Source organism: Burkholderia semiarida (genome assembly GCF_029268935.1).
In the GTDB taxonomy this organism is placed as follows: domain Bacteria; phylum Pseudomonadota; class Gammaproteobacteria; order Burkholderiales; family Burkholderiaceae; genus Burkholderia; species Burkholderia semiarida.
This window is the reverse complement of the sequence record NZ_JAHLCL010000001.1, coordinates 90,137-110,070: the sequence shown is the minus strand read 5'-3', so window position 1 is coordinate 110,070 and position 19,934 is coordinate 90,137. Positions and strand designations below refer to the sequence as shown.

The window sequence follows — 19,934 nt, the reverse complement described above, 5'->3', positions numbered from 1 at the left end:
AAAGCGGCTCACGCGAGTGAGCGCTCGCCTGCGCGGCTCGGCCGAGCTCGGGTCGGAAATTTGGGAGAAACCGGGGCGCGAACGCGCGCTAAGCCAGCGCTTCGACGCGAATCAGCAGGTTGCGCGCGTGCGCGACGAACGCGTCGTGCGTTGCGCGATCGCCGTGGCTTTCGATACCGGCCTGTTCGGCGAACGCGATCTGGTCGGTGTAGAGCTCGACGAGCGTACGGCGTGCGTCAGGGGGAAGCGCACGGATCATCGACACGATCAGCAGTTCCTGCGCGCGAAGCATGCCGGACAGCGATTGAGCGTTCATGCTGGCCTCCTCGGACGATGCGGCGGCGAGCCGCTCTTTCCATACTAGGCGCTCGGCGGCGGAGGTGGAGGCGAGGTGCGTGCGTGCCGGCGGCCGGCACGCGATTCCGCGCGAACGCCGCGCGAGCCGACATTCGCCGCGTGCGTGCGGCCGGCGGGAACCGGCACGCAAGCGAATGCGAGGAAAATCAGCCGGCCGTGGTGGCGGACCGCGCATCGCGCACGACCTGCGCGACACGTTCGACGAACTCGGCGTCGATGCTCGACAGCGCTTCGCGCTTGCCGTCGGGCATCTCGACCATCAGGCGGTAGGTGACGTCCTGCGTGGTCCAGGCGAGATAGCCGACGACGGCGAGCATCACGCCGACCACGAGCGCGGCGCTCGATGCGCCGATGCCGCCCGCGATGGCGATGGCCGCGCCGATCAGCGAGATCAGCGACGGCACGAGACGGTTCTTCGGAATCTTGACGACGTCGACGTGGCGGATGTCACGCAGTGCGAATACCTGCCCGGCGGCCGACAGGCCGTTGCGCGTGACCATGACGCCACGTTCGTTGAATGCGTTTTCCATCATGTGTTGCGTGGACGAAAACGCGCAGCGTAGCAGGTTTCGTTGCCGCGTCAAACGAGACCGACTGCCGCACGATGCGCGCGGCGCGGCCGACAGACGGGGGGCCGGGGGAACGGAAACGTGCTCAGAACTGTAGCCGGCCGTCGCCGTAAAGCCGGCCCGGCACGTGCGACGCGACGACCTCGGCGATTTCTTCGTCGGTCGATTCGGCCGGCACGATCTGGCGCCGCGCGGGCGCGTCGAGATGCATCGTCCATTCGACGAGGCGATACGGGCGGCCCCAGGGGCGCTGCATTTCAACCGAGACGCGGCAGCTCTGGACCGGCAGCGAGTGTTGGCACGTGAGAATCGCGTGCAGATGGCTGAAAACGGTATCTTCGATCATCATGGCCTCCGATCCTGTCTTGTGGGCAATCGATGGCGGCGCCGTCGGCGTTTAAAAAAAAAGCCGCCGATGCTCAGGCGGCCAACAGGGGGGGTGAGAGCATCGTCTCAGCCCAGAATTAAGCGAAACTTAAAAGCCCATAAAAAAGCGCCCCGCGTGGAGCGGGGCGCTTCTTGCCGTCGTGATCCGCGAGTTAAGCGGATGCTTTAGAACTTGTGACGGATACCGACGCGAGCGGCCAGCTGGTTCGACGAACCCGTGCCCGACGTGTTGAAGTAGCTCGTGCTCGAACCGATCTGCGCCTGCACGTTGTTGCCCGACGCCTTCTGGTAGATCACCAGGCCATACACGTCCGTGCGCTTGCTCAGCGCGTAGTCGAGGCCCACGTTGCCCTGGTTCCAGTGCGCCGAGCTGCCGCTTTGCGTCGCGTTCGTGTACGTGTAGCCCGCTGCCGCCGACAGCGCCGGCGTGAACGCATACTTCACGCCTGCTTCGTATGCGTTGTAGAACGTGCCCGATGCGCCGACCGCGATCGGGGTGAACTGCGTGCGCGTCCAGAGCAGCCATGCCGTTGCCGGGCCGAAGACGTAGCGGCCGCCGACGCCGTACGTGCGCAGGTCGCGGATGTTCGTCAGCGCGATGTTCGCGATCGACGTCGAGAAGGCCGGCGTCGACTGGCTCGGGAAGCGGATGTCCGTGTATGCCGCGCCGAGGGCGAACGGGCCGTTCGCGTAGTTCAGGCCGAAGCTGTATGCGCGCGACGAACCGGGCGTCGTCGTGGTGCCCGTCGTCGTCGACGGTGCGCCGGCGAAGTCGGTCGAGTTCGAGAAGCCGTACAACGCGCCGAACGTGAAGCCGGCGTAGTTCGCGCTCTGGAACTTCACCGCGTTGTTGATGCGGCTCGACGTGAGCTGGTCGATGTCGTTCACGTGGTACGCGTAGTTGCCCGCGACCGTGTTGCCGCCCGTCGAGTAGTTCGAACCGAGGATGTCGGTCGAGAACGAGTACTGGCGGCCGAACGTGACCGTGCCGTATTGCGCCTGGCTCAGGCCGACGTACGCTTGACGGCCGAAGATCGCGCCGCCCTGGCCGATCGTGCCGTTGCCGCTGTTGAAGCCGTTTTCGAGCACGAAGATCGCCTTCAGGCCGCCACCGAGGTCCTCGGTGCCGCGCAGGCCCCAACGGCTGCCCTGGGCCACGCCGTCGTCGTACTTGAACAGCTTGCCGCTGCCGGTAGCGGTCTTGCTGTGGTTCACGTAGCTGATACCGGCATCGATGACGCCGTACAGGGTCACGCTGCTTTGTGCGTGCGCCGTGCCGGCCGTTGCTGCGAGGGCGGCGATGGTCAACAGTTTCTTGTTCAAAGGATTCTCCGAGCGAATGAATGGCGTGTCCAGTTGCGGTTCCGGCGCTCTCTGCGGGCGCTCTCACGGACCGGCGCAACTTTATCGGCGGGCCACGTAATGAATATGACAGCGACTGTCATATGACGAATGTGTGGTGCCGATGCGACACGGAATTCTGCCCGGGTTGCCTGGCGCGGGTTATACCGATTTCGGCTGAGATTCGATCCCGATCCGGAATATGCACATGAAATAAGCTTGGTTTGCGGCGTTCGCGCCCCGTGCCACGATCCGTCCTCCAACACACGACACGGGACAAAGAGGACACCCATGCGACGTTCGATCCTGACCGGCCTCGGCGCACTCGCCGCCGCGCTGGCATTCGCCGCGCCCGGCGCGCACGCCGACCCGCAAACGCTGAAGATCGGCACGATGAGCGGCCCCGACGCGCAAATCTGGACCGAGGTGACGAAGGTCGCCGCGCGCGAAGGCCTTGCGATCAAGGTGATCGAATTCAACGACTACGTGCAGCCGAACGCGGCGCTCGATGCCGGCGATCTCGATGCGAACGGCTTCCAGCACCAGCCGTTCCTCGACAGCCAGATCAAGCAGCGCGGCTACAAGATCGTCAACGTCGGACTGACCTACACCGCGCCGATGGGCTTCTATTCGAAGAAGCTCAAGTCGCTGAAGGATCTGCCGGTCGGCGCGAAGGTCGGAATCCAGAACGATCCGTCGAACGGCAACCGCGCGCTGTTGCTGTTGCAGAAGTACGGCGTGATCAAGCTGAAGGCCGGCGCCGGCACGAACGGCGTGAACGCGACGCCGCTCGACGTCGCGGAGAATCCGAAGAAGATCAGGATCGTCGAACTCGACGCCGCGCAACTGCCGCGCGCGCTGCCCGATCTCGACGCCGCGTCGATCAACACCGACTACGCGGTGAAGGCGGGGCTCACGCCGGTGAAGGACGCGATCGCGATCGAGGATCTGCGCGGGCCGTACGCGAACCTGATCGCGGTGCGCGCGCAGGACAAGGACAAGCCGTGGGTGAAGAAGCTCGTCGCGGCCTATGAATCGAACGACGTGCGCAAGTTCATCGACCAGAAGTTCGGCGGCGCGATCGTGCCGGCGTTCTGAGCGGCCTTCGCGTATGGCGGCCGGCGGCGCGGTATCGGCCGCCGACGCGCGCTCCGGAAAGCCAATCGCCCGCGCAAGCGGGCGATTTCATTGGTGGATGCGGATGGTGCGCATGCGCGCCGCGGCCCTGCCCGGCCCGGCGGGCGGGCCGGACACTCGGCTCAGGCCGACAGCAGCGAGCCGGTGCGGATCGCGGTCGCGCCGGCGATGCGCGCGACTTCCATGCCGGCCGTCGCGAAGCGCACGACCTGGCGCGCGTACAGCACGCCCGACACGCTGCTCTTCAGCGTGACGACGCGATCGGTCAGCGGATCGACGATGTCGGCCACGGCCTGGCCGGCCTCGATCATCACGCCGACCGGCGTACGGAACACGATCACGCCCGACACGGGCGCGACGAGCGGATCGGTGCCCGCGAGCGGCGTGGCCGGATGCGCGAGCGGCGGCAGCGGTGCCGGCGTGCCTTCGACGACGCCGCGCTCGGTCAGGTATTCGACGATCGCCTGGGCATCCTTTTCGGCGAACTCGTACGACACGTCGCGTTCGCTGCGCAGTTCCACCGTGACGGAAATCGCGCCGTTCGGGATCGGGAAGCGGTCGCCGAAGCGGTTGCGCAGATCCGACCAGCAGAAGCTGTGGATTTCGTCGAACGGGTTGCCGACCGAATTTAGCGCGAGCAGCGACGCCTTGGCATCGAGATAACGCGCCAGCGGCTCGACGTCCGGCCAGAGATCGGGATTCGTGTAGAGGTGCATCACCGCATCGCTGTCGCAGTGCAGGTCGAGCACGATATCGGCGTCGAACGACAGCTTCTGCAGCGCGAGGCGCTGCGAGTCGAGTTCGGTGCGCGGCTTCTGCTCGTCGAGCGCTTCGCGCATCGCGGTGCGCACGACGGCGAGATTGCGCTGCGCGTCGTTCGTGAGGCGGTCTTCCACGCGCGGCAGCACGAGCGCCGCGAGATCGTAGAAATTGCGGTTGAAGTTCTGCATCGAGCCGAGCTCGAAGCGGCCGAGATGATCGCCGAACACGTGTTGCGACAGGCCGATCGGATTGGGCACGGGCACGATGACGATTTCGCCGCGCAGCTTGCCGGCCGTCTCGAGCGCGGCGATCTTGCGGCGCAGCAGCGTGGCGACCAGCATGCCGGGCAGCTCGTCCGCGTGCAGCGACGACTGGATGTAGACCTTCTTGCCGCCGCGCGGGCCGTAGTGGAAGCTGGTGATCTGGCGTTCGGTGCCGACGGCGGGGGAAATCAGCGGATGGGTCTGCGTTTGCATGATGAGGGGAGTGCGGCGCAGCCGCGAATGATCCGTGTGCGTGGAAGATCGATTGTACGTTGCCTTCCTCGCCCCCACCAAACCGGCGCCGGAACATCCGGTTTCCCGTTGAGAATCATCGGGTTGGCGCGGAAAAAATAACGTCGTCCGCGCCGCGCGCAAAAAAACGGGCTCCTTGCGGAGCCCGTCGGTGTCGCGCCGAATCGCGCGTCGGTCGGCCGGATTACTTGCCGTAGACGTCGAAATCGAAGTACTTCTTCGCGATCTTGTCGTACGTGCCGTCCTTGCGCATGCCGGCGATCGCGCCGTCGATCTTCGCCTTCAGGTCGGTGTCTTCCTTGCGCAGGCCAATGCCGGCGCCGTTGCCGAGCGTCTTCGGATCGTCGAGATCCTTGCCGGCGAAGTCGAAGTTCGCGCCGCGCGGCGTCTTCAGGAAGCCGATCTCGGCTTGCACCGCGTCCTGCAGCGCGCCGTCCAGACGGCCGGAGATCAGGTCGGCGTAGACCTGGTCCTGGTTCTGGTAAGGCACGACGTTCACGCCCTTCGACGCCCAGTACGTCTTCGCATAGGTTTCCTGGATCGTGCCCTGCTCGACGCCGACCGACTTGCCCTTCAGCGATTCGGCCGTCGGCTGCAGGTTCGCGCCCTTCTTCGTGACGAGGCGCGTCGGCGTGTTGAACAGCTTCGACGAGAACGCGATCTGTTCGGCGCGCGCCGGCGTCATCGACATCGACGACAGCACGCCGTCGAACTTGCGGGCCTTCAGCGCCGGGATCATCCCGTCGAAGTCGTTCTCGATCCACACGCACTTCGCGTTGATGCGGCGGCAGATCTCGTTGCCGAGATCCACGTCGAAGCCGACCACCTTGCCGTCGGCGCCTTTCGATTCGAAAGGCGGGTAGCTTGCGTCGACGCCGAACCGCACGGTCGACCAGTCCTTCGCGTATGCACTGCCGGCCGATACGGCGAGCAGGGCCACGGTCACAGCCGCAAGAATCTTTTTCACTCGGTGACTCCTCGTTTTGTTCGATGGGTGCGCGGTTGTGCCGCGCCGTAAGCCTTCGGCCCGTCGCGGCTTCGCGTCGGACAGTCCGTTTCGCCCGCCCGATGGGGGCGCGCGACGTGCGCAAGATTATCAAGACAAAATACCGGCGGGGCGCCTAGGACAAGCCCCGATACCGGGCCCGGCGGCGGCGCGTCGGACGCACCGCCGTTTCACACACAGGAACGATTCAGCCGAGCGTTTCGTTGACCGCGCGCTGCAGGCACGTGACGAAGTGCGACACGGCGGGCGTGGGCAGCAGGTCGCGCCGCGCGATGATCGACAGGTCGAAGCGCGGCATGCTTTCGTCGAGTTCGGCCGTGCGGATGCCGAGCGGCGCGACCATCGCGGCGAGCGGGCGCGTGAAGCAGCCGATCACGTCCGAGCGCGCGACGAGCCCGAGCGTCACCGCGAACGACATCGGCGAGCGCAGCAGGCGTTTGGGCAGCGGCAGCCCGTGCGCCTCGAACATCCCGACCATCACGCTGTGCGGGAACTGCTCGGCGCCGACGGTGACGATCCACTCCGCGTCGAGCAATTCCTCTAACCGGCGCGCCTGCGCGAGCGGGTGGCCGTCGCGCATCACGATCGTGAATTCGGTCGACAGCAGCGGCAATTGCGTGAAATCGCGGTCGAGCGCGGGCACATGGTGCATTGCAGCGATGTCGAGCGTGCCGTTGCGCAACTGCGCGAGCGCATCGGGCACCGTCACTTCCTCCAGATGCAGGCTGACGTTCGGCATCGACTCGCGGAACGCCGTCACCGCGTGCGGCAACGCCGTCAGCGCGATCGACGGCATCGTGCCGACCGCGACGCGGCCCGACATCTCGCCTTTCACCTGCTCGACGGCCTCGACCGTGCGGCGGACGTCGCCGAGCAACTGCTCGGCGCGCGGCAGCAGCGCCTCGCCGCACGCGGTCAGCTCGACGCCGCGCACGCTGCGCGCGAGCAACTCCGCGTTGAGCGCCGTTTCGAGCTCGCGGATCGTGTGCGTGATCGCCGGCTGCGTGACGCCGAGCTCGCGCGCGGCGGCGCGCAGGCTCTTCAGGTGCGCGGCGGAGACGAACGCCTGGAGCTGCGCGATGTTCAGGGGATTGCGGATGCGGGTCATCGGTCGGGTCCGGTTGGCGCAAAAGGGGGCGGCGGGTTCGGATTCAGGCGGCGATCCGGATGCACGTCACGCGTCGGCGCGTGCGCGGAACGCCTGCCGATAGCGCTGCGGCGACGTGCCGACGATGCGTGAGAAGCGCTCGCGAAACGCGGTGACCGAACCGAACCCGGCTTCCGTCGCCACATGTTCGATCGACAGTTCGGTCATCTCCAGCAACTGCTGTGCATGCCTGACGCGCGCGGTCTGCAGCCATTGCCCGGGCGACGTGCCCGTCTGCTCCTGGAAGCGCCGCGTCAGCGTGCGCACGCTGGTCGACGCCTTGCGCGCGATCGCGTCGAGCGTCAGCGGCTGGCGCAGGTTCGCGTGCAGCCAGTCCATCAGGTCGTGCAGCCCGTCGCCGCCGGCCGGCCATTCGGGCGCGATGAACTGCGCCTGCCCGCCTTCGCGCACGCGCGGCGCCACCGCGCTGCGGGCCGCGTCGACGGCGACGGCCGCGCCATAGTCGGCCTGGATCATGTGCAGGCACAGATCGAGACCGGCCGCCGCGCCGGCCGAGGTCAGGATCCGGCCGTTGTCGACGAACAGCACGTTCGCATCGACGTCGACGTTCGGGTAGCGGCGCGCGAGTTCGGCGGCCGCGAGCCAGTGCGTCGTCGCGCGCAGGCCGTCGAGCAGCCCGGCCTCCGCGAGCACGAACGCGCCGCTGCAGATCGACGCGATCCGGCGCCCGCGCGCGGCCGCCGCGCGCAGCGCATCGAGCACGCGGCGCGACGTGGGCGCGAGCGGCACCGACGTGCCGGGGACCATGATCGTATCGGCGTCGGCCAGTGCATCGAGGCGAAACGGCGGGCGCAGCTCGAACAGCTCGCCGCCGACGCGCGGCTGCTCGCTGCACACGCGTACCCGGTACGCGGGCGCGACGTCGGGTGCCCGCACGCGCGCGAACGTGTCGCAGGCGACGCCCAGATCGAACGGGACGACATCGGGCAAGGCAAGAACGGCGACCGTGTGCATGGCGTTCGCGGCCGTGGCCAGAATCCGTTGAAAGATGTCATTCTAGCCAATGGCTCGAACCGGCACCACACGCGACAATCGCGACGGACCCACCTGGAGCCCTGCCGATGAAACAAGACGATCGCAACGCGTTGCGGAACCTGCAATACCTGTCGCTGCTGGAGGCGACCACGCTCGTCGTGCTGGTGTGCGTGGCTGTGCCGCTCAAGCATCTGGCCGGCTATCCGGTTGCGGTATCGGTCATGGGCCCGGTTCACGGCATCGCGTTCGCGATGTACGTGTGGGCGGTGGTCGGCACCGCGTCGAGCGGGTTGTGGAGCAAGGGCGAGGTCGCGCGGCTCGTGCTGTCGGCCGTCGTGCCGTTCGCGGGGCTGGCGAGCGCCGGCTGGATCGCGCGCAGGCGGCACGCGCGATGATTTACCTGGTGCTGAAGGCCGTGCATCTGGTCGCCGTCGTCACGTTCGTCGGCGGGCTGCTGCTGTCGTCCGTCGCGGTCCGTATCGCGAACCTCGCCGTGCATCGCGCGGTGCGGCGCTGGGATCGCACGGTGACGGCGCCCGCGCTCGCGATCGTCTGGATCGCCGGCATCGCGCTCGCGTTGGGCGGTCACTGGTTCGGCGCCGCGTGGCTGTCGGCGAAGCTCGCGCTCGTCGGCGCGCTGTCGGTGCTGCACGGAATCCTGGCCGGCACGCTGCGGCGCATGGAGCGCGACGATCTCGTCGTCGTGCCGGCGCCGTGGCTCGGGCGGACGGCGGGCGCGGTGATCGTCGCGATGGCGCTCGTCGTCGGGCTGGCCGTGATCAAGCCGTTCTGACGGGGCGGGGGAGCGCGCCGTTTTCGCGACGGGCGTCATGCCGCGCCGCACCGGCAAAAAAAGCCTGGAAACTCGCGTTCCCAGGCCGGCAGACCATCGACGACGATGGTGGAGGAGACGATCTCGTCCCGATGCGCGCCGCCTTCGTGCCGGCGACGTCGCGCATGGCGTGTGCTCAGATGGCCCAGCCGCCGAGATAGAACGTGACGAGCACGGCCGCGATCAGCACGGTGCCGACGTTGAGCTTGCGGAATTCGCCGCTGGCGAGGCGGCCGATCACGAGCGTCGAGAAGCCGAGCATGATGCCCGTCACGATGTTCGCGGTCAGCACGATGAACACCGCGCACACGAGGCCCGACATCGCGTCGACCATGTCGTCCATGTGCAGCTTGCTCACGCTGCCGAGCATCAGCAGGCCGACGTACATCAGCGCGGGCGCCGTCGCATACGACGGCACGAGGCCCGCGAGCGGCGAGAAGAACATCACGACGAGGAACAGCAGGCCGACCACGGCGGCCGCGAGCCCCGTCTTCGCGCCGGCGGCCACGCCGACGCTCGACTCGATGTAGGCGGCCGCCGGCGCGCCGCCGAGGAAGCCGGAGAAGATCGAGCTGACCGAATCGGCGGTCAGCGCACGGCCGCCGTTGATGATGCGGCCGTTCTCGTCGAGCTGGCCGGCCTGGCCCGCGACCGCGCGGATCGTGCCGGTCGCGTCGAACACGGCGGTCATCACCAGCGCGAGCACGCTCGGCAGCACGGCCATCGACAGCGCGCCCTTGATGTCCATCGCGCCGATCAGCGATGCGTGGCCCGGCGCGCTCAGCGACGGCAGCGCGAAGATGCCGCGGTACTTCACGCCCGGATCGAAGATCAGGCCGAACACCGAGATCGCGATCACGACGAGCAGGATGCCGCCCGGCACGCGGCGCTTTTCGAGGCCGAAGATCGCGGCGAGCCCGATGACCGACATGATGACCGGGAACGCGGTGATCTGGCCGAGCGAGACCGGCAGGCCGGCGCCCGGGTTCTTGATCACGAGGCCGACGTCGTTCGACGCGATCAGCAGCAGGAACAGGCCGATGCCGATGCCCGTGCCGTGCGCGACGCCCGCGGGCAGGTTGCGCAGGATCCACGAACGCACGCCGGTGATCGAGATGCCGGTGAACACGAGGCCCATCAGAAACACGGCGCCGAGCGCGACCGTCGGAGGCAGCCCCTTGCCGAGCACGAGGCCGAACGCGGTGAACGCGGTCAGCGAGATCGCGCAGCCGATCGCGATCGGCAGCTTCGCCCACAGGCCCATCAGCAGCGAGCCGAACGCGGTGGTGACGCACACCGCGACGAACACGGCGCTCGTGTCGAAACCGGCCTTGCCGAACATGCCGGGCACGACGAACACGGAATAGACCATCGCGAGGAACGTGGTCACGCCGGCAATGATCTCGCGGCGCTGCGTGCTGCCGCGCGACGAAATGCCGAAATAGCGGTCGATGACTCCCTGGGCGCCGAAGTCAGTTTCTTCCGCGCCGACGCCGACCGTCGGCTGCACCGGGGTATCACTCATGAGCTTGCTCCTTTATCAGCATGCTGAAACGGCCCGTTGCGAACCGTCGTCAGGGTGTCTCGTATCTGGTTGGGATTGTTCGGCAACGTCGTGGGGACGAACGACGCGCGATGCGTGTCGTTACGCTCGAATCGAAACGATCGCGAGGGTGTCGCGTCGGACGACGCGTGCCGTGGTCGACCCCGTCGCGTGTGCCTTGCCGTAGCGAAGGTTAGGCGAGCCGCCCATCACGTCCCATCGGGGGACGAGCATGCAGCGCATGTCGCAGCGCTTATATCGGCGTGCGACGGGGCTCCGCCGCGCCGACACGCGTGTATACGCCTAGTTCGAATCCGTTAAGGCGACTATTTGAATGCGGGGGCGGCGGGCGGGGCGTTGGGTATTACGAATGACTTTCAGGGCGGCCCGGAAGGCCAGCGCGCATGCGCTGCTTCCGTACCGAAGCGGGCCTCAGCTGCGCGCGAGATGGGCGAGATACGCGCAGAACATGTCGGCCATCGCGTCCGAGTACGCGTCGATTTCCGCCGAGGTGCGCGCGGTTTCGGAGAACGCCTTGCCGCCCGTCGTGAGCGTCGTCAGGATCAGTTCGCACGCGAGCGCATGCGTGGCGTCGGGCACGTCGGGCAGCGCTTCGCGCATGAACGCGGTGAACACCCGGTTGCCCTCGGCCTTCACTGCCCGCGCCTCGGGGGCGTCGCGATAGAGCGGGGCGGCGTCGTCGAGAGCGATCCGCATCGGCGCCTCGTCGCATTCCGAACGGATGAACGCGTGGACGGCGGCGCGCACGCGCTCGGGCGGCGTCTTCCGAGTGTCCTGCAGGATCCCGCACAGCATGTCGTGCGTTTGCCGCCACTCGTCGTGCTGGAGCCGGAACAGCACGGACGCCTTGTTCGGGAAGTACTGGTACAGCGAGCCGACGCTCACGCCGGCCCGCTCCGCGACGCGCGCCATCGTGAAGCGCTGCGCGCCCTCGCTCGCCAAAACCTGAATAGCCGCCTGCAGGACGTCCTCGACGAGACGGGTCGAGCGCGCCTGCCGAGGCAGCTTGCGCGTGGCGATCGGGGCGTTTCGGCGGTCGGTCATGAGCGGTTTGCCAATGCGAATAGTAAAACCTGAATGGTTCGTCATATTCTAGTCGGGTGCAACGACGCACTCAACCCGATACCGGAGATTCGCATGACCACCCTGATGCTCGACCCGCTGGCTTCGTTGCTGGCGCGCCTGTTCGACGAAGCCGACGCGTCGTCGCCCGCGACGAGCCCGGCGTTTGCCGACGTGTCGCGCGACGAGCAAGCGCGGCTGATGCGCAGCAAGACGGATTACGCCGATCTGTATGCGCGCCTGAAGGATTACCCGCTTCCCGTGTCGCGCGAGACGGGCACGCTGCTGTACATGCTCGCGCGCAGCGGCAATGCCAAGGCGATCGTCGAATTCGGCACGTCGTTCGGCATTTCGACGCTGCATCTGGCGGCCGCGCTGCGCGACAACGGCGGCGGGCGGCTGATCACGAGCGAATTCGAGCCGACGAAGGTCGTACGCGCGCAGGCCAACCTGGCGGCAGCCGGACTGGCCGATCTCGTGGAGATTCGCGAAGGCGATGCGCTTCACACGCTGGCCGCCGGTCTGCCGGATTCGGTCGACCTGTTGTTGCTCGACGGGGCGAAGGCGCTGTATCCGGAGATTCTCGCGCGGGTCGAGCCGCGGCTCAGGGCGGGGGCATTCGTCGTGGCCGACAACGCGGAATACAGCCCCGACTATCTTGCCTACGTGCGCGCGCCGGAAAACGGCTATCTGTCGGTGCCGTTCGGCGGCGACGTCGAATTGTCGATGCGGACACGCTGACCGGGCGGAACGAGGGTGTCGACGATTTCACGCTTCCCCGTATCAAATATAGGATGCCTGATTAATGGAGGCGCGGCGAAAGGCGACGGGATGATGCCCGTCGCTTGCGCCGCCGTGTGCGTCACTTCAGGAACACGTAGCGCGCGAAGTACGGGAAGCGGCCGACCGCATGCTCGGTCGTGCACGTCGCGGCCGGCGGCGTGCCGCCCGCCGTGTCGAGCCGCTGCACGAAGCGCACGCCGGCGAGCGTGCCGGTTGCGGCCGGCGTCGCCGCGAGCAGCAGTTGCGGAACGCTGGCCGCGCTTGCGCTCGGCATTTCCGCGAGCTTCTTGCCGGTAATGCGGCTGCCGTCGAGCGCTTCCCACGACGGCCCCGCGCCGTGCCGCACGACGAGCGTGCCGCTTTCATCGAACAACGTCGCCTCCGGGCGCTTGAAGGCCCACGCGAGCCGGTGGTCGGCATCGTATTCGCACGAATAGATCTGCACGCCGGTCGCGGTGGTCGCCAGCACCGGCGTGGCCGGCGCCGGCGGCGCGAGGCCGGCAGCCTCGTCGGCGTGTGCGGGCGCGGTAAAAGCCGCCAGGGAAAGACCGGCCGCAAGGGCCAGCAGCATGTCGCGTGTCGGGGATCGGCTTGGCATGACGGGGCGTCCTTTCAGGTCGGGTGACGGTCGTACGACGTCGATCCCGTCAACGTTAGACGCCGATCGCACAGGCTGCAATGCGGAAATGACAATCGCGGCGATAGTCGCCACGATTGCCGAAGGAGCGGACCCGCGATCAGCGGATCGCGACCGGGTTGATGTTGACCTGCGTGGAGCCGACGTACAACGGCTGGCCGAGCACGAACAGGAATTCCCATGCCTTGTCGCGCACCAGCGCGCGGCTGTCGATCAACTCCAGGTTGTAGATGCCGCGCTTCGCGAGCATGTACTGGTTGACCGGGAATTCGTCCCGCGTGTGCGGATTCGGATAGACCTCCGACGCCCACGTGTCGCCGCCGAACGCGACGATTCCCTGATCGGCCAGCCACTTCGCCGCTTCCATGCCGATGCCGGGCTCGACGTCGAGGAACTGCTTGTCGTCCTTGCCGATCAGCTCGAGCCAGCCGGTGTTGAACAGCACGACGTCGCCCTTGCGCAGCGTCAGCCCCTGCTGCTTCAGCACGGCCTGGATGTCGGCGACCGTGAATTCGGTGCCGCCCGGCACGATCGGCTTGCCGTAGCGGGCGGTCATGTCGAGCACGATGCCGCGCGTGACGATCGGCGGCACCTTCTCGACGCCGAGCTTCTTCACGCCGTCGACGGTCACGAAATCGGCCGCCCGGTTGCCGTTGTAGTACACGTTGTCGATGCCGATGTGGCCGATGCCGTTGAGCTGCGTGCCGACGCCGGTCCACGCGTTGACGAGTTCGTCGTTGAACGTGAACTTGTTCGGGCCGAGGCTCTTGCCGGCCTGCTGGCCGACCTGCACGTTGTACAGCCGGAAGCTGCGATGGCGGAACGCCGGCAGGTGCTTGTCCACCGGCACGGCCAGCGGATAGGTCTTGCCGGCCTTCACGAGGCCGACCGCCTGCTTGACGACGTCGGGCGTCAGCAGGTTGGCCGCGCCGATTTCGTCATCGGCGCCATAGACGGACGGATACCAGTCGGCCGCCGCGGCCGACGCGGCGGCGTGGGCAGCTTGCGCGGCCGCGAACGGCAGGATCGCGGCGAGTACGAGCCGGGCGAGCGTTGCTTTCATTCGGGGCTCCTGTCGCGCGTTACGCCGCGGCTTGCGCGAGCGTCGGGTAGTCGGTCAGGCCGTGGGCGCCGCCGCCGAACAGCGTGTTGCGATCGTGCGGCGCGAGCGCGGCGCCGGTGCGCAGCCGCTCGGGCAGGTCGGGGTTCGCGACGAACGGGCGGCCGAATGCGACGAGGTCGGCCCAGCCGGCGGCGATCGCTTCGCGTGCGCGCTCGGCGGTGTACGCGCCGGCATAGATCAGCACGCCCGGGAACGCGGCGCGCAATTGCTGCTTGAAGGCGACCGGCATCAGCGGCGCGTCGTCCCAGTCGGCTTCCGCGATGTGCAGGTAGCCGACGCCGAGTTCGCCGAGCAGCTTCGCGGCGGCGAGGTAGGTCGTTTCCGGGTCGTCGTCGACGCAGCCGTTCAGCGTGGTCAGCGGCGCGAGGCGGATGCCGACGCGCGACGCGTCGCCGGTCCCTTCGATCAGCGCCTGCGTGACTTCGCGCAGGAAGCGCAGCCGGTTCTCGAGCGAGCCGCCGTACTGGTCGGTGCGCGTGTTCGCGTTCGAGTCGATGAACTGGTTCACGAGGTAGCCGTTCGCGCCATGCAGCTCGACGCCGTCGAAGCCGGCCTCGAGCGCGTGGCGGGCGGCGGTCCGATATTGACCGACGATCTCGCGGATCTCGTCGACCGACAGCGCGCGCGGCTCGGAGGCCTGCACGAAGCCGGGCGTGCTGCCGTCCTCGCCGGCGATGAACACGTTTACGCCCTTCGCCTGGAGCGGGGACGACGACACGGGTTGCGCGCCGCCGAGCAGGCTCGTGTGGCTCAGTCGGCCGACGTGCCACAGCTGCGCGAAGATGCGGCCGTGCGCGGCATGCACGGCGTCCGTCACCTTGCGCCAGCCGGCGACCTGCGACGGCGTGTGAATGCCGGGCGTCCACGCGTAGCCCTTGCCGAGCGGCGCGATATAGGTGCCTTCGCTGACGATCAGGCCCGCACTCGCGCGCTGCGCGTAGTACGCGGCCATCAGTTCGTTGGCTTCGTCGCCGGGCTGGCTCGCGCGCGAACGCGTCATCGGCGGCATCACGATGCGGTTCGGCAGCGTCAGCGCGCCGAGTCGCAGCGGTTGGAAAAGCGGGTCCTGGGTCATGGTGAATTCCTGTCGGTGCCGCGGCCGGCGGGCTGCGGACGGGTCATGTCGGATGAAGGTGCGGCGCGCTCAGTCCCACTGCGGCGCGAGGCCGGCCGGGTCGACTTCGCGGCCGTTGCGCTCGAGCGCGGCGATCTGCGCCATGTCTTCGTCGGTCAGGCGCAGCGTCTGCGCGAGCAGATTGCTCGCGAGGTTCTCGCGCTTGGTGGACGACGGAATCACCGAGTAGCCGAGCTGCAGCGCCCATGCGAGCGCGACTTGCGCCGGCGTCGCGTCGTGACGCTGCGCGATCGCGCCGATCACCGGATCGCCGAGCACCTTGCCGTATGCGAGCGTCATGTACGACGTCACGTGAATGCCTTCGGCGTTCAGGAACTCGACCAGCTTGCGGTTCTGCAGGTACGGGCTCAGTTCGATCTGGTTCGTCGCGATCGCGTCCTTGCCGACGGCCGCGATCGCTTCCTTCGTCAGCGCGATGTTGAAGTTCGAGATGCCGATCTGGCGCGTGAGGCCCTTCGCCTTCGCGTCTGCCAGCGCGGTCATGAACGCGTCGATCGACACGCCGTTGCCGGGGGCCGGCCAGTGGATCAGCGTCAGGTCGACATAGTCGGTGCGCAGCTTGCGCAGGCTTTCCTCGAGGCTGGCCGCCAGCTTGTCCGGCGCGTAGTTGTCGACCCAGATCTTCGTCGTGAGGAACAGGTCGTCGCGGCGCACGCCCGACGCGGCGATCGCTTCGCCGACTTCGGCTTCGTTGCCGTAGATCTGCGCGGTGTCGATCGCGCGGTAGCCGACTTCGAGGCCGTTGCGGACCGAGTCGACGACGACCTGGCCTTGCAGGCGGAACGTACCGAGGCCGAAGGCCGGAATCTTGCTCATCGTGTGCTCCTGGAAGAGGGGAACGGTTGCGGTATGCGAATCATTCTGGCGCTTGAGACTGATGAAATAAACGCCTTTAGAGGTCAAAAATATTTGACTTAAAATCAAATATTGAACGTGTCGCGGGCGCTTGTGGGCCGTGGCCGGCCTTATGCGACGCGCACCTGTGGATCCGTGATCGAATGGAACGCCGGCAGCACGTCCGATGCGATCTCGGCCATCGTCTCGTCGAGCGGCCGCCGGTTGCGGCGGAAATGCAGGCCGATGTGCCGCACGCCCGCATCGCGCATCGCCGCGAGTTCTTCCGTCAGCGCGATGCGTCCCGCGCGCGCGCCGAAGCGGTGCCGCTGCAGCGGTTCGTGCGGATCTTCCGCGAGGTCGAGGTGGATGAAGCTCACGTACGGCTTGTCGCCGGCCACCGCACGCCAGTTCGCGGCGCGCTGCGCGTGGTCGGCCGGCGTGCCCGGATACGCGAGGCAGCCGTCCATGTGCTCGCCGATCCACGCGGGCGTCTGCTGAGCGAGGCCGGCGACGAGCAGCGGCACCGGCGAGCGCGCGGCCGGCAGCACTTCCAGGCCGGGCGGCAGATGCCCGCGTGCGCCGTCGCGCAGCAACGCGATCTGGTCGCGGAAGTTCGCGCCGCGCGACGCGAAGTCGCGGCCGAACAGCGGATATTCGACCGGCCGGTCGCCGCTCGCGACGCCGAGCAGCAGGCGCCCGCGGCTCAGTTCCTGGATCGTCGCGGCCGATTTCAGCGTCAGCAGCGGTTCGCGCAGCGGCAGCACGACGGCGGCCGTGCCGAGCAGGATGTCGCGCGTGATGCCGGCGAGGTAGCCGAGATACGAGAACGTTTCGAACACCTGCGCGGCGTCGCCGAACGACGGGTCGTACAGCGGCACGTCGCGCACCCAGAGCGCGCGAAAGCCGAGCGTGTCGGCCAGTTGCGCGAGCTCCGCGTGGATTTCCAGGTCGGGCACGCCGGGGTGGCGGCCGTCATGCCGGCGTTTCGCGTTGCCGGACGCGGTCCAGTCGTTGTCGAGCGGCAGTTCGACGCCGATGCTGAAGCCGCCGGCGGCGAGCTTGTCGAGAGAGGGGGACATGATCGGGTTGCTCCGTTCAGACCGCGCGCAGGCTGCCGTCGAGCCGGTAGAAGTCGAGCGACGCCGCGGTGAAGAACGAGCGCGACGTGCCGGCGGCGAAGTCGTCGACATGCACGACGGTGGCGCGATCGGCTTCCTGCCACGAGATCGCGTAGGTCTCGCCGGCCACGCGCTGCCACGTGTATTCGACTTCACCTTTCGCGCCCGCATACGGGCCTTCGGTGATCTCGTAGCGCATATGAAGGCCGTCCTCGTCGTACGCGTTGAGCGCGGTGAGGCCGTCGTAGCGGACTTCGAATGTCTTGCCGGCGAACGGCGGACGTTGGGTCGATGCGTTCATGCTGGTGGCTCCTGTGAAAAGGTGACGTTCAGTGCGCGAGTTCGACGGGTTCGGCCGTGCGTTCCGGCAGCCCGTGGCGGCGGTCGAGACGGCCGCTCAACGCGGTGAGTGCAAACGCGCCGAGCGTGACGACGGCGGCGATCCACGGGGTGTGGCCGAGGCCGACGTTCGCGACGATCAGGCCGCCGAGCGACGAGCCGCCGGCCACGCCGAGGTTGAAGGCGGCGATGTTGAAGCCCGATGCGACGTCGGCGGCGTCCGGCGCGAAGTGGCGCGCCTGCTTGACGACGTACACCTGCAGCCCCGGCACGTTGCCGAACGCCACGGCGCCCCACGCGAGCATCGTCAGCACCGCGAGCCATTTCACGTGGATCGTGAAGGTCAGCGCGAGCAGCACGATCGCGAGCAGCAGGAAGATCCGCTTGAGCGCCTTCACGGGGCCGACGGCGTCCGCGAGCTTGCCGCCCCACACGTTGCCGACCGCGACCGATACGCCGTAGCCGACCAGCACGAGGCTGACCTGCGACGGCGTGAAGCCGGCGATCTGTTCGAGCAGCGGCGCCATATAGGTGAATGCGATCAGCGAGCCGCCGTAACCGACCGCCGTCATCGCATAGACGAGCAGCAGGCGCGGCTGGGCCAGCACGCGCAACTGGCGGGCGAGCGGCGCCGGCGGCGTTTGCGGCAGCCCGCGCGGCACGAAGGCGACCGCGCCGACGAATGCGACGAGGCCGAACAGCGCGACGATCAGGAACGTCGCGCGCCAGCCGAAGTGCTGGCCGATGAAGGTGCCGAGCGGAATGCCGGCGACGAACGCGACGGTCATGCCGCTGAACATCGTCGCGATCGCGCTGGCGGCCTTCTCCTTCGGCACGAGCGTGGTCGCGATGATCGAGCCGACCGAGAAGAACACGCCGTGCGCGAGGCCCGTGAGCACGCGCGCGACGATCAGCGATTCGTAGCCGGGCGCCTGCCATGCGACGAGGTTGCCGACGGTGAAGAGCGCCATCAGCCCGGCGAGCAGCGCCTTGCGCGGCACGCGGCCGGTGAGCGCGGTGAGCAGCGGCGCGCCGATGGCGACAGCCAGCGCGTACAGGCTGACGAGCAGGCCGGCGGACGGCAGGCTGACGCCGAGGTCGGCGCCGATCGTCGGGATCAGCCCGACGATCACGAATTCGGTGGTGCCGATGGCAAAGGCGCTGATGGTCAGCGCAAGCAACGCGAGTGGCATGACGGGATCCGGGTTTCAGTAGGAATGGATCGCAGTGTGCCGGCTTTACTTTTGCTGAAAAACTCGTCTATAAACCAAATTGTTTTGATTTCAACTCAACAATGAAGACCGCCCTCGACGAACTCCAGGCCTTTACCGCCGTGGTCGATACCGGTTCGATCACGGCGGCCGCCCAGCAGCTCGATCTCACCGTGTCGGCGACGAGCCGCACGCTCGCGCGGCTCGAGGAAAAGCTGAAGACCACGCTGCTGCGCCGGACCACGCGCCGGCTCGAACTGACCGAGGAAGGGCGCGCGTTCCTGCAGGACGCGCGCGCGATCATCGAATCGGTCGAGAACGCGGAGGAGCAGATGCTCGCGCGGCGCGAGATGCCGTCCGGGCGCCTGCGCGTCGACGCCGCGACGCCGTTCATGCTGCACGTGATCGTGCCGCTCGTGCGCGGCTACCGCGAGCGCTTCCCGAAGGTCGAGCTGGAACTGAACAGCAACGAGGGCATCACCGATCTGCTGGAGCGGCGCACCGACGTCGCGGTCCGGATCGGCCGGCTGAAGGATTCGACGCTGCACAGCCGGCGCATCGGCAACAGCCGGCTGCGTATCCTAGCGAGCCCCGCGTATATCGAAGCGCATGGCCAGCCGCGCAAGGTCGAGGATCTCGACAAGCACACGCTGCTCGGCTTCACGCAGCCCGAATCGCTGAACGTATGGCCGATCCTCGGCACGGACGGCGAAGCGTACCGCATCGAGCCGGACGTGTATTCGTCGAGCGGCGAAACGCTGCGGCAGCTTGCGCTGGAGGGCACGGGTGTCGTCTGCCTGTCCGATTTCGTGACCGCGCAGGATCGCGATGCGGGGCGGCTGGTGCAGGTGCTCGCGCGCCAGACGCTCGACGTCCAGCAGCCGATTCACGCGGTGTACTACCGCAATACCGCGATCTCGTCGCGGATCGCGTCGTTCGTCGACTATCTGATCGAGGTGCTGGGCGGCGGCAGCGGCGGTGACGGGCGGGCGCGGCGCAAGGCCGCGTGGATGGAGCCGCAGTAGCGACGCAGGGCAGGCGGCGCTGCCCTTCGGGAGCCGGCGTGCCGCGCGTCG

General features: G+C 67.7%; 22 protein-coding genes. 5 read left to right on the top strand and 17 right to left on the bottom strand.

Going from position 1 to position 19,934, the window contains the following annotated elements; all coding sequences use genetic code 11:
- Window positions 1-88: 88 nt before the first annotated feature.
- From KPB06_RS00515 to KPB06_RS00500, 4 genes are all read right to left on the bottom strand, one after another.
- Window positions 89-316 carry a hypothetical protein gene (locus KPB06_RS00515; RefSeq protein ID WP_059581936.1) on the bottom strand — a complete coding sequence of 76 codons (228 nt, stop codon included), beginning with the start codon at window positions 314-316 and terminating at the stop codon, window positions 89-91.
- Window positions 317-503: 187 nt separating this feature from the next.
- On the bottom strand, window positions 504-887 hold the full coding sequence (locus KPB06_RS00510) for a DUF6232 family protein (RefSeq protein ID WP_059581939.1): 384 nt from the start codon (window positions 885-887) through the stop codon (window positions 504-506).
- Window positions 888-1,011: 124 nt separating this feature from the next.
- On the bottom strand, window positions 1,012-1,272 hold the full coding sequence (locus tag KPB06_RS00505) for a DUF2866 domain-containing protein (RefSeq protein ID WP_011548992.1): 261 nt from the start codon (window positions 1,270-1,272) through the stop codon (window positions 1,012-1,014).
- A gap of 206 nt (window positions 1,273-1,478) precedes the next feature.
- Window positions 1,479-2,636: a porin gene (locus tag KPB06_RS00500; protein WP_060011256.1), complete on the bottom strand. Its 1,158-nt coding sequence runs from the start codon at window positions 2,634-2,636 to the stop codon at window positions 1,479-1,481.
- A 309-nt stretch (window positions 2,637-2,945) separates the two neighbouring features.
- Here KPB06_RS00500 and KPB06_RS00495 point away from each other — a divergent pair, with 309 nt between their 5' ends.
- On the top strand, window positions 2,946-3,752 hold the full coding sequence (locus KPB06_RS00495; RefSeq protein WP_059581944.1) for a MetQ/NlpA family ABC transporter substrate-binding protein: 807 nt from the start codon (window positions 2,946-2,948) through the stop codon (window positions 3,750-3,752).
- Window positions 3,753-3,913: 161 nt separating this feature from the next.
- Here KPB06_RS00495 and KPB06_RS00490 read toward each other — a convergent pair whose 3' ends face one another.
- From KPB06_RS00490 to KPB06_RS00475, 4 genes are all read right to left on the bottom strand, one after another.
- Entirely contained in the window at window positions 3,914-5,029 is a 1,116-nt protein-coding gene (locus KPB06_RS00490) for a succinylglutamate desuccinylase/aspartoacylase family protein (RefSeq protein ID WP_059581947.1), read from the bottom strand.
- 223 nt (window positions 5,030-5,252) lie between these two features.
- Window positions 5,253-6,035 (bottom strand): ABC transporter substrate-binding protein, encoded by a 783-nt coding sequence (locus tag KPB06_RS00485; RefSeq protein WP_059581949.1) that lies wholly within the window; start codon window positions 6,033-6,035, stop codon window positions 5,253-5,255.
- A 226-nt stretch (window positions 6,036-6,261) separates the two neighbouring features.
- Entirely contained in the window at window positions 6,262-7,182 is a 921-nt protein-coding gene (locus KPB06_RS00480; RefSeq protein WP_059581952.1) for a LysR family transcriptional regulator, read from the bottom strand.
- Between the two features lie 66 nt (window positions 7,183-7,248).
- Complete coding sequence (locus tag KPB06_RS00475; protein WP_275905263.1) at window positions 7,249-8,196, bottom strand: GlxA family transcriptional regulator; 948 nt, start codon at window positions 8,194-8,196, stop codon at window positions 7,249-7,251.
- Window positions 8,197-8,303: 107 nt separating this feature from the next.
- On the opposite strand from KPB06_RS00475, the gene KPB06_RS00470 reads away from it, so the two are divergent.
- Complete coding sequence (locus tag KPB06_RS00470) at window positions 8,304-8,612, top strand: DUF3817 domain-containing protein (protein ID WP_275905262.1); 309 nt, start codon at window positions 8,304-8,306, stop codon at window positions 8,610-8,612.
- Window positions 8,609-9,010 carry a CopD family protein gene (locus KPB06_RS00465; RefSeq protein ID WP_275905261.1) on the top strand — a complete coding sequence of 134 codons (402 nt, stop codon included), beginning with the start codon at window positions 8,609-8,611 and terminating at the stop codon, window positions 9,008-9,010. Before KPB06_RS00470 ends, KPB06_RS00465 begins: the two co-directional genes overlap by 4 nt.
- 175 nt (window positions 9,011-9,185) lie before the next feature.
- Here the strand turns inward: KPB06_RS00465 and KPB06_RS00460 are convergent, their stop codons facing one another.
- Both KPB06_RS00460 and KPB06_RS00455 read right to left on the bottom strand, forming a co-directional pair.
- Window positions 9,186-10,574, bottom strand: coding sequence for an NCS2 family permease (locus tag KPB06_RS00460; protein WP_059641498.1), 1,389 nt, complete (start codon window positions 10,572-10,574; stop codon window positions 9,186-9,188).
- Between the two features lie 450 nt (window positions 10,575-11,024).
- The gene (locus KPB06_RS00455; RefSeq protein WP_099318022.1) at window positions 11,025-11,702 is read right to left on the bottom strand and encodes a TetR/AcrR family transcriptional regulator; all 678 of its coding nucleotides are present in this window, start codon (window positions 11,700-11,702) and stop codon (window positions 11,025-11,027) included.
- 48 nt (window positions 11,703-11,750) lie between these two features.
- Here KPB06_RS00455 and KPB06_RS00450 point away from each other — a divergent pair, with 48 nt between their 5' ends.
- The gene (locus tag KPB06_RS00450) at window positions 11,751-12,416 is read left to right on the top strand and encodes an O-methyltransferase (protein WP_099318021.1); all 666 of its coding nucleotides are present in this window, start codon (window positions 11,751-11,753) and stop codon (window positions 12,414-12,416) included.
- Between the two features lie 121 nt (window positions 12,417-12,537).
- Here the strand turns inward: KPB06_RS00450 and KPB06_RS00445 are convergent, their stop codons facing one another.
- The 7 genes from KPB06_RS00445 to KPB06_RS00415 form a co-directional block, all read right to left on the bottom strand.
- Window positions 12,538-13,056, bottom strand: coding sequence for a DUF3455 domain-containing protein (locus tag KPB06_RS00445; protein ID WP_099318020.1), 519 nt, complete (start codon window positions 13,054-13,056; stop codon window positions 12,538-12,540).
- A 139-nt stretch (window positions 13,057-13,195) separates the two neighbouring features.
- Window positions 13,196-14,158, bottom strand: a complete 963-nt coding sequence (locus KPB06_RS00440) for a cyclase family protein (protein WP_099318019.1) — start codon at window positions 14,156-14,158, stop codon at window positions 13,196-13,198.
- A 19-nt stretch (window positions 14,159-14,177) separates the two neighbouring features.
- On the bottom strand, window positions 14,178-15,293 hold the full coding sequence (locus tag KPB06_RS00435; protein WP_099318018.1) for an alkene reductase: 1,116 nt from the start codon (window positions 15,291-15,293) through the stop codon (window positions 14,178-14,180).
- A 69-nt stretch (window positions 15,294-15,362) separates the two neighbouring features.
- Entirely contained in the window at window positions 15,363-16,169 is an 807-nt protein-coding gene (gene dkgB / locus KPB06_RS00430; RefSeq protein WP_059581975.1) for a 2,5-didehydrogluconate reductase DkgB, read from the bottom strand.
- 149 nt (window positions 16,170-16,318) lie between these two features.
- The gene (locus tag KPB06_RS00425; RefSeq protein ID WP_275905260.1) at window positions 16,319-17,269 is read right to left on the bottom strand and encodes an LLM class oxidoreductase; all 951 of its coding nucleotides are present in this window, start codon (window positions 17,267-17,269) and stop codon (window positions 16,319-16,321) included.
- 16 nt (window positions 17,270-17,285) lie between these two features.
- Window positions 17,286-17,609, bottom strand: coding sequence for a MoaF-related domain-containing protein (locus KPB06_RS00420; RefSeq protein WP_059641514.1), 324 nt, complete (start codon window positions 17,607-17,609; stop codon window positions 17,286-17,288).
- 28 nt (window positions 17,610-17,637) lie between these two features.
- On the bottom strand, window positions 17,638-18,840 hold the full coding sequence (locus KPB06_RS00415; RefSeq protein ID WP_226288803.1) for an MFS transporter: 1,203 nt from the start codon (window positions 18,838-18,840) through the stop codon (window positions 17,638-17,640).
- A gap of 101 nt (window positions 18,841-18,941) precedes the next feature.
- Here KPB06_RS00415 and KPB06_RS00410 point away from each other — a divergent pair, with 101 nt between their 5' ends.
- The gene (locus tag KPB06_RS00410) at window positions 18,942-19,883 is read left to right on the top strand and encodes a LysR family transcriptional regulator (RefSeq protein ID WP_275905259.1); all 942 of its coding nucleotides are present in this window, start codon (window positions 18,942-18,944) and stop codon (window positions 19,881-19,883) included.
- The last annotated feature ends 51 nt before the right edge of the window (window positions 19,884-19,934 follow it).

What these genes read in the sequence shown, in the direction of transcription:
- KPB06_RS00415 (WP_226288803.1), bottom strand. Translation starts at nt 18,840, where the DNA reads ATGCCACTCGCGTTGCTTGCGCTGACCATCAGCGCCTTTGCCATCGGC.
- KPB06_RS00475 (WP_275905263.1), bottom strand. Translation starts at nt 8,196, where the DNA reads ATGCACACGGTCGCCGTTCTTGCCTTGCCCGATGTCGTCCCGTTCGAT.
- KPB06_RS00460 (WP_059641498.1), bottom strand. Translation starts at nt 10,574, where the DNA reads ATGAGTGATACCCCGGTGCAGCCGACGGTCGGCGTCGGCGCGGAAGAA.
- KPB06_RS00505 (WP_011548992.1), bottom strand. Translation starts at nt 1,272, where the DNA reads ATGATCGAAGATACCGTTTTCAGCCATCTGCACGCGATTCTCACGTGC.
- KPB06_RS00465 (WP_275905261.1), top strand. Translation starts at nt 8,609, where the DNA reads ATGATTTACCTGGTGCTGAAGGCCGTGCATCTGGTCGCCGTCGTCACG.
- KPB06_RS00440 (WP_099318019.1), bottom strand. Translation starts at nt 14,158, where the DNA reads ATGAAAGCAACGCTCGCCCGGCTCGTACTCGCCGCGATCCTGCCGTTC.
- KPB06_RS00510 (WP_059581939.1), bottom strand. Translation starts at nt 887, where the DNA reads ATGGAAAACGCATTCAACGAACGTGGCGTCATGGTCACGCGCAACGGC.
- KPB06_RS00445 (WP_099318020.1), bottom strand. Translation starts at nt 13,056, where the DNA reads ATGCCAAGCCGATCCCCGACACGCGACATGCTGCTGGCCCTTGCGGCC.
- KPB06_RS00495 (WP_059581944.1), top strand. Translation starts at nt 2,946, where the DNA reads ATGCGACGTTCGATCCTGACCGGCCTCGGCGCACTCGCCGCCGCGCTG.
- KPB06_RS00480 (WP_059581952.1), bottom strand. Translation starts at nt 7,182, where the DNA reads ATGACCCGCATCCGCAATCCCCTGAACATCGCGCAGCTCCAGGCGTTC.
- dkgB (WP_059581975.1), bottom strand. Translation starts at nt 16,169, where the DNA reads ATGAGCAAGATTCCGGCCTTCGGCCTCGGTACGTTCCGCCTGCAAGGC.
- KPB06_RS00490 (WP_059581947.1), bottom strand. Translation starts at nt 5,029, where the DNA reads ATGCAAACGCAGACCCATCCGCTGATTTCCCCCGCCGTCGGCACCGAA.
- KPB06_RS00435 (WP_099318018.1), bottom strand. Translation starts at nt 15,293, where the DNA reads ATGACCCAGGACCCGCTTTTCCAACCGCTGCGACTCGGCGCGCTGACG.
- KPB06_RS00515 (WP_059581936.1), bottom strand. Translation starts at nt 316, where the DNA reads ATGAACGCTCAATCGCTGTCCGGCATGCTTCGCGCGCAGGAACTGCTG.
- KPB06_RS00425 (WP_275905260.1), bottom strand. Translation starts at nt 17,269, where the DNA reads ATGTCCCCCTCTCTCGACAAGCTCGCCGCCGGCGGCTTCAGCATCGGC.
- KPB06_RS00455 (WP_099318022.1), bottom strand. Translation starts at nt 11,702, where the DNA reads ATGACGAACCATTCAGGTTTTACTATTCGCATTGGCAAACCGCTCATG.
- KPB06_RS00450 (WP_099318021.1), top strand. Translation starts at nt 11,751, where the DNA reads ATGACCACCCTGATGCTCGACCCGCTGGCTTCGTTGCTGGCGCGCCTG.
- KPB06_RS00410 (WP_275905259.1), top strand. Translation starts at nt 18,942, where the DNA reads ATGAAGACCGCCCTCGACGAACTCCAGGCCTTTACCGCCGTGGTCGAT.
- KPB06_RS00420 (WP_059641514.1), bottom strand. Translation starts at nt 17,609, where the DNA reads ATGAACGCATCGACCCAACGTCCGCCGTTCGCCGGCAAGACATTCGAA.
- KPB06_RS00470 (WP_275905262.1), top strand. Translation starts at nt 8,304, where the DNA reads ATGAAACAAGACGATCGCAACGCGTTGCGGAACCTGCAATACCTGTCG.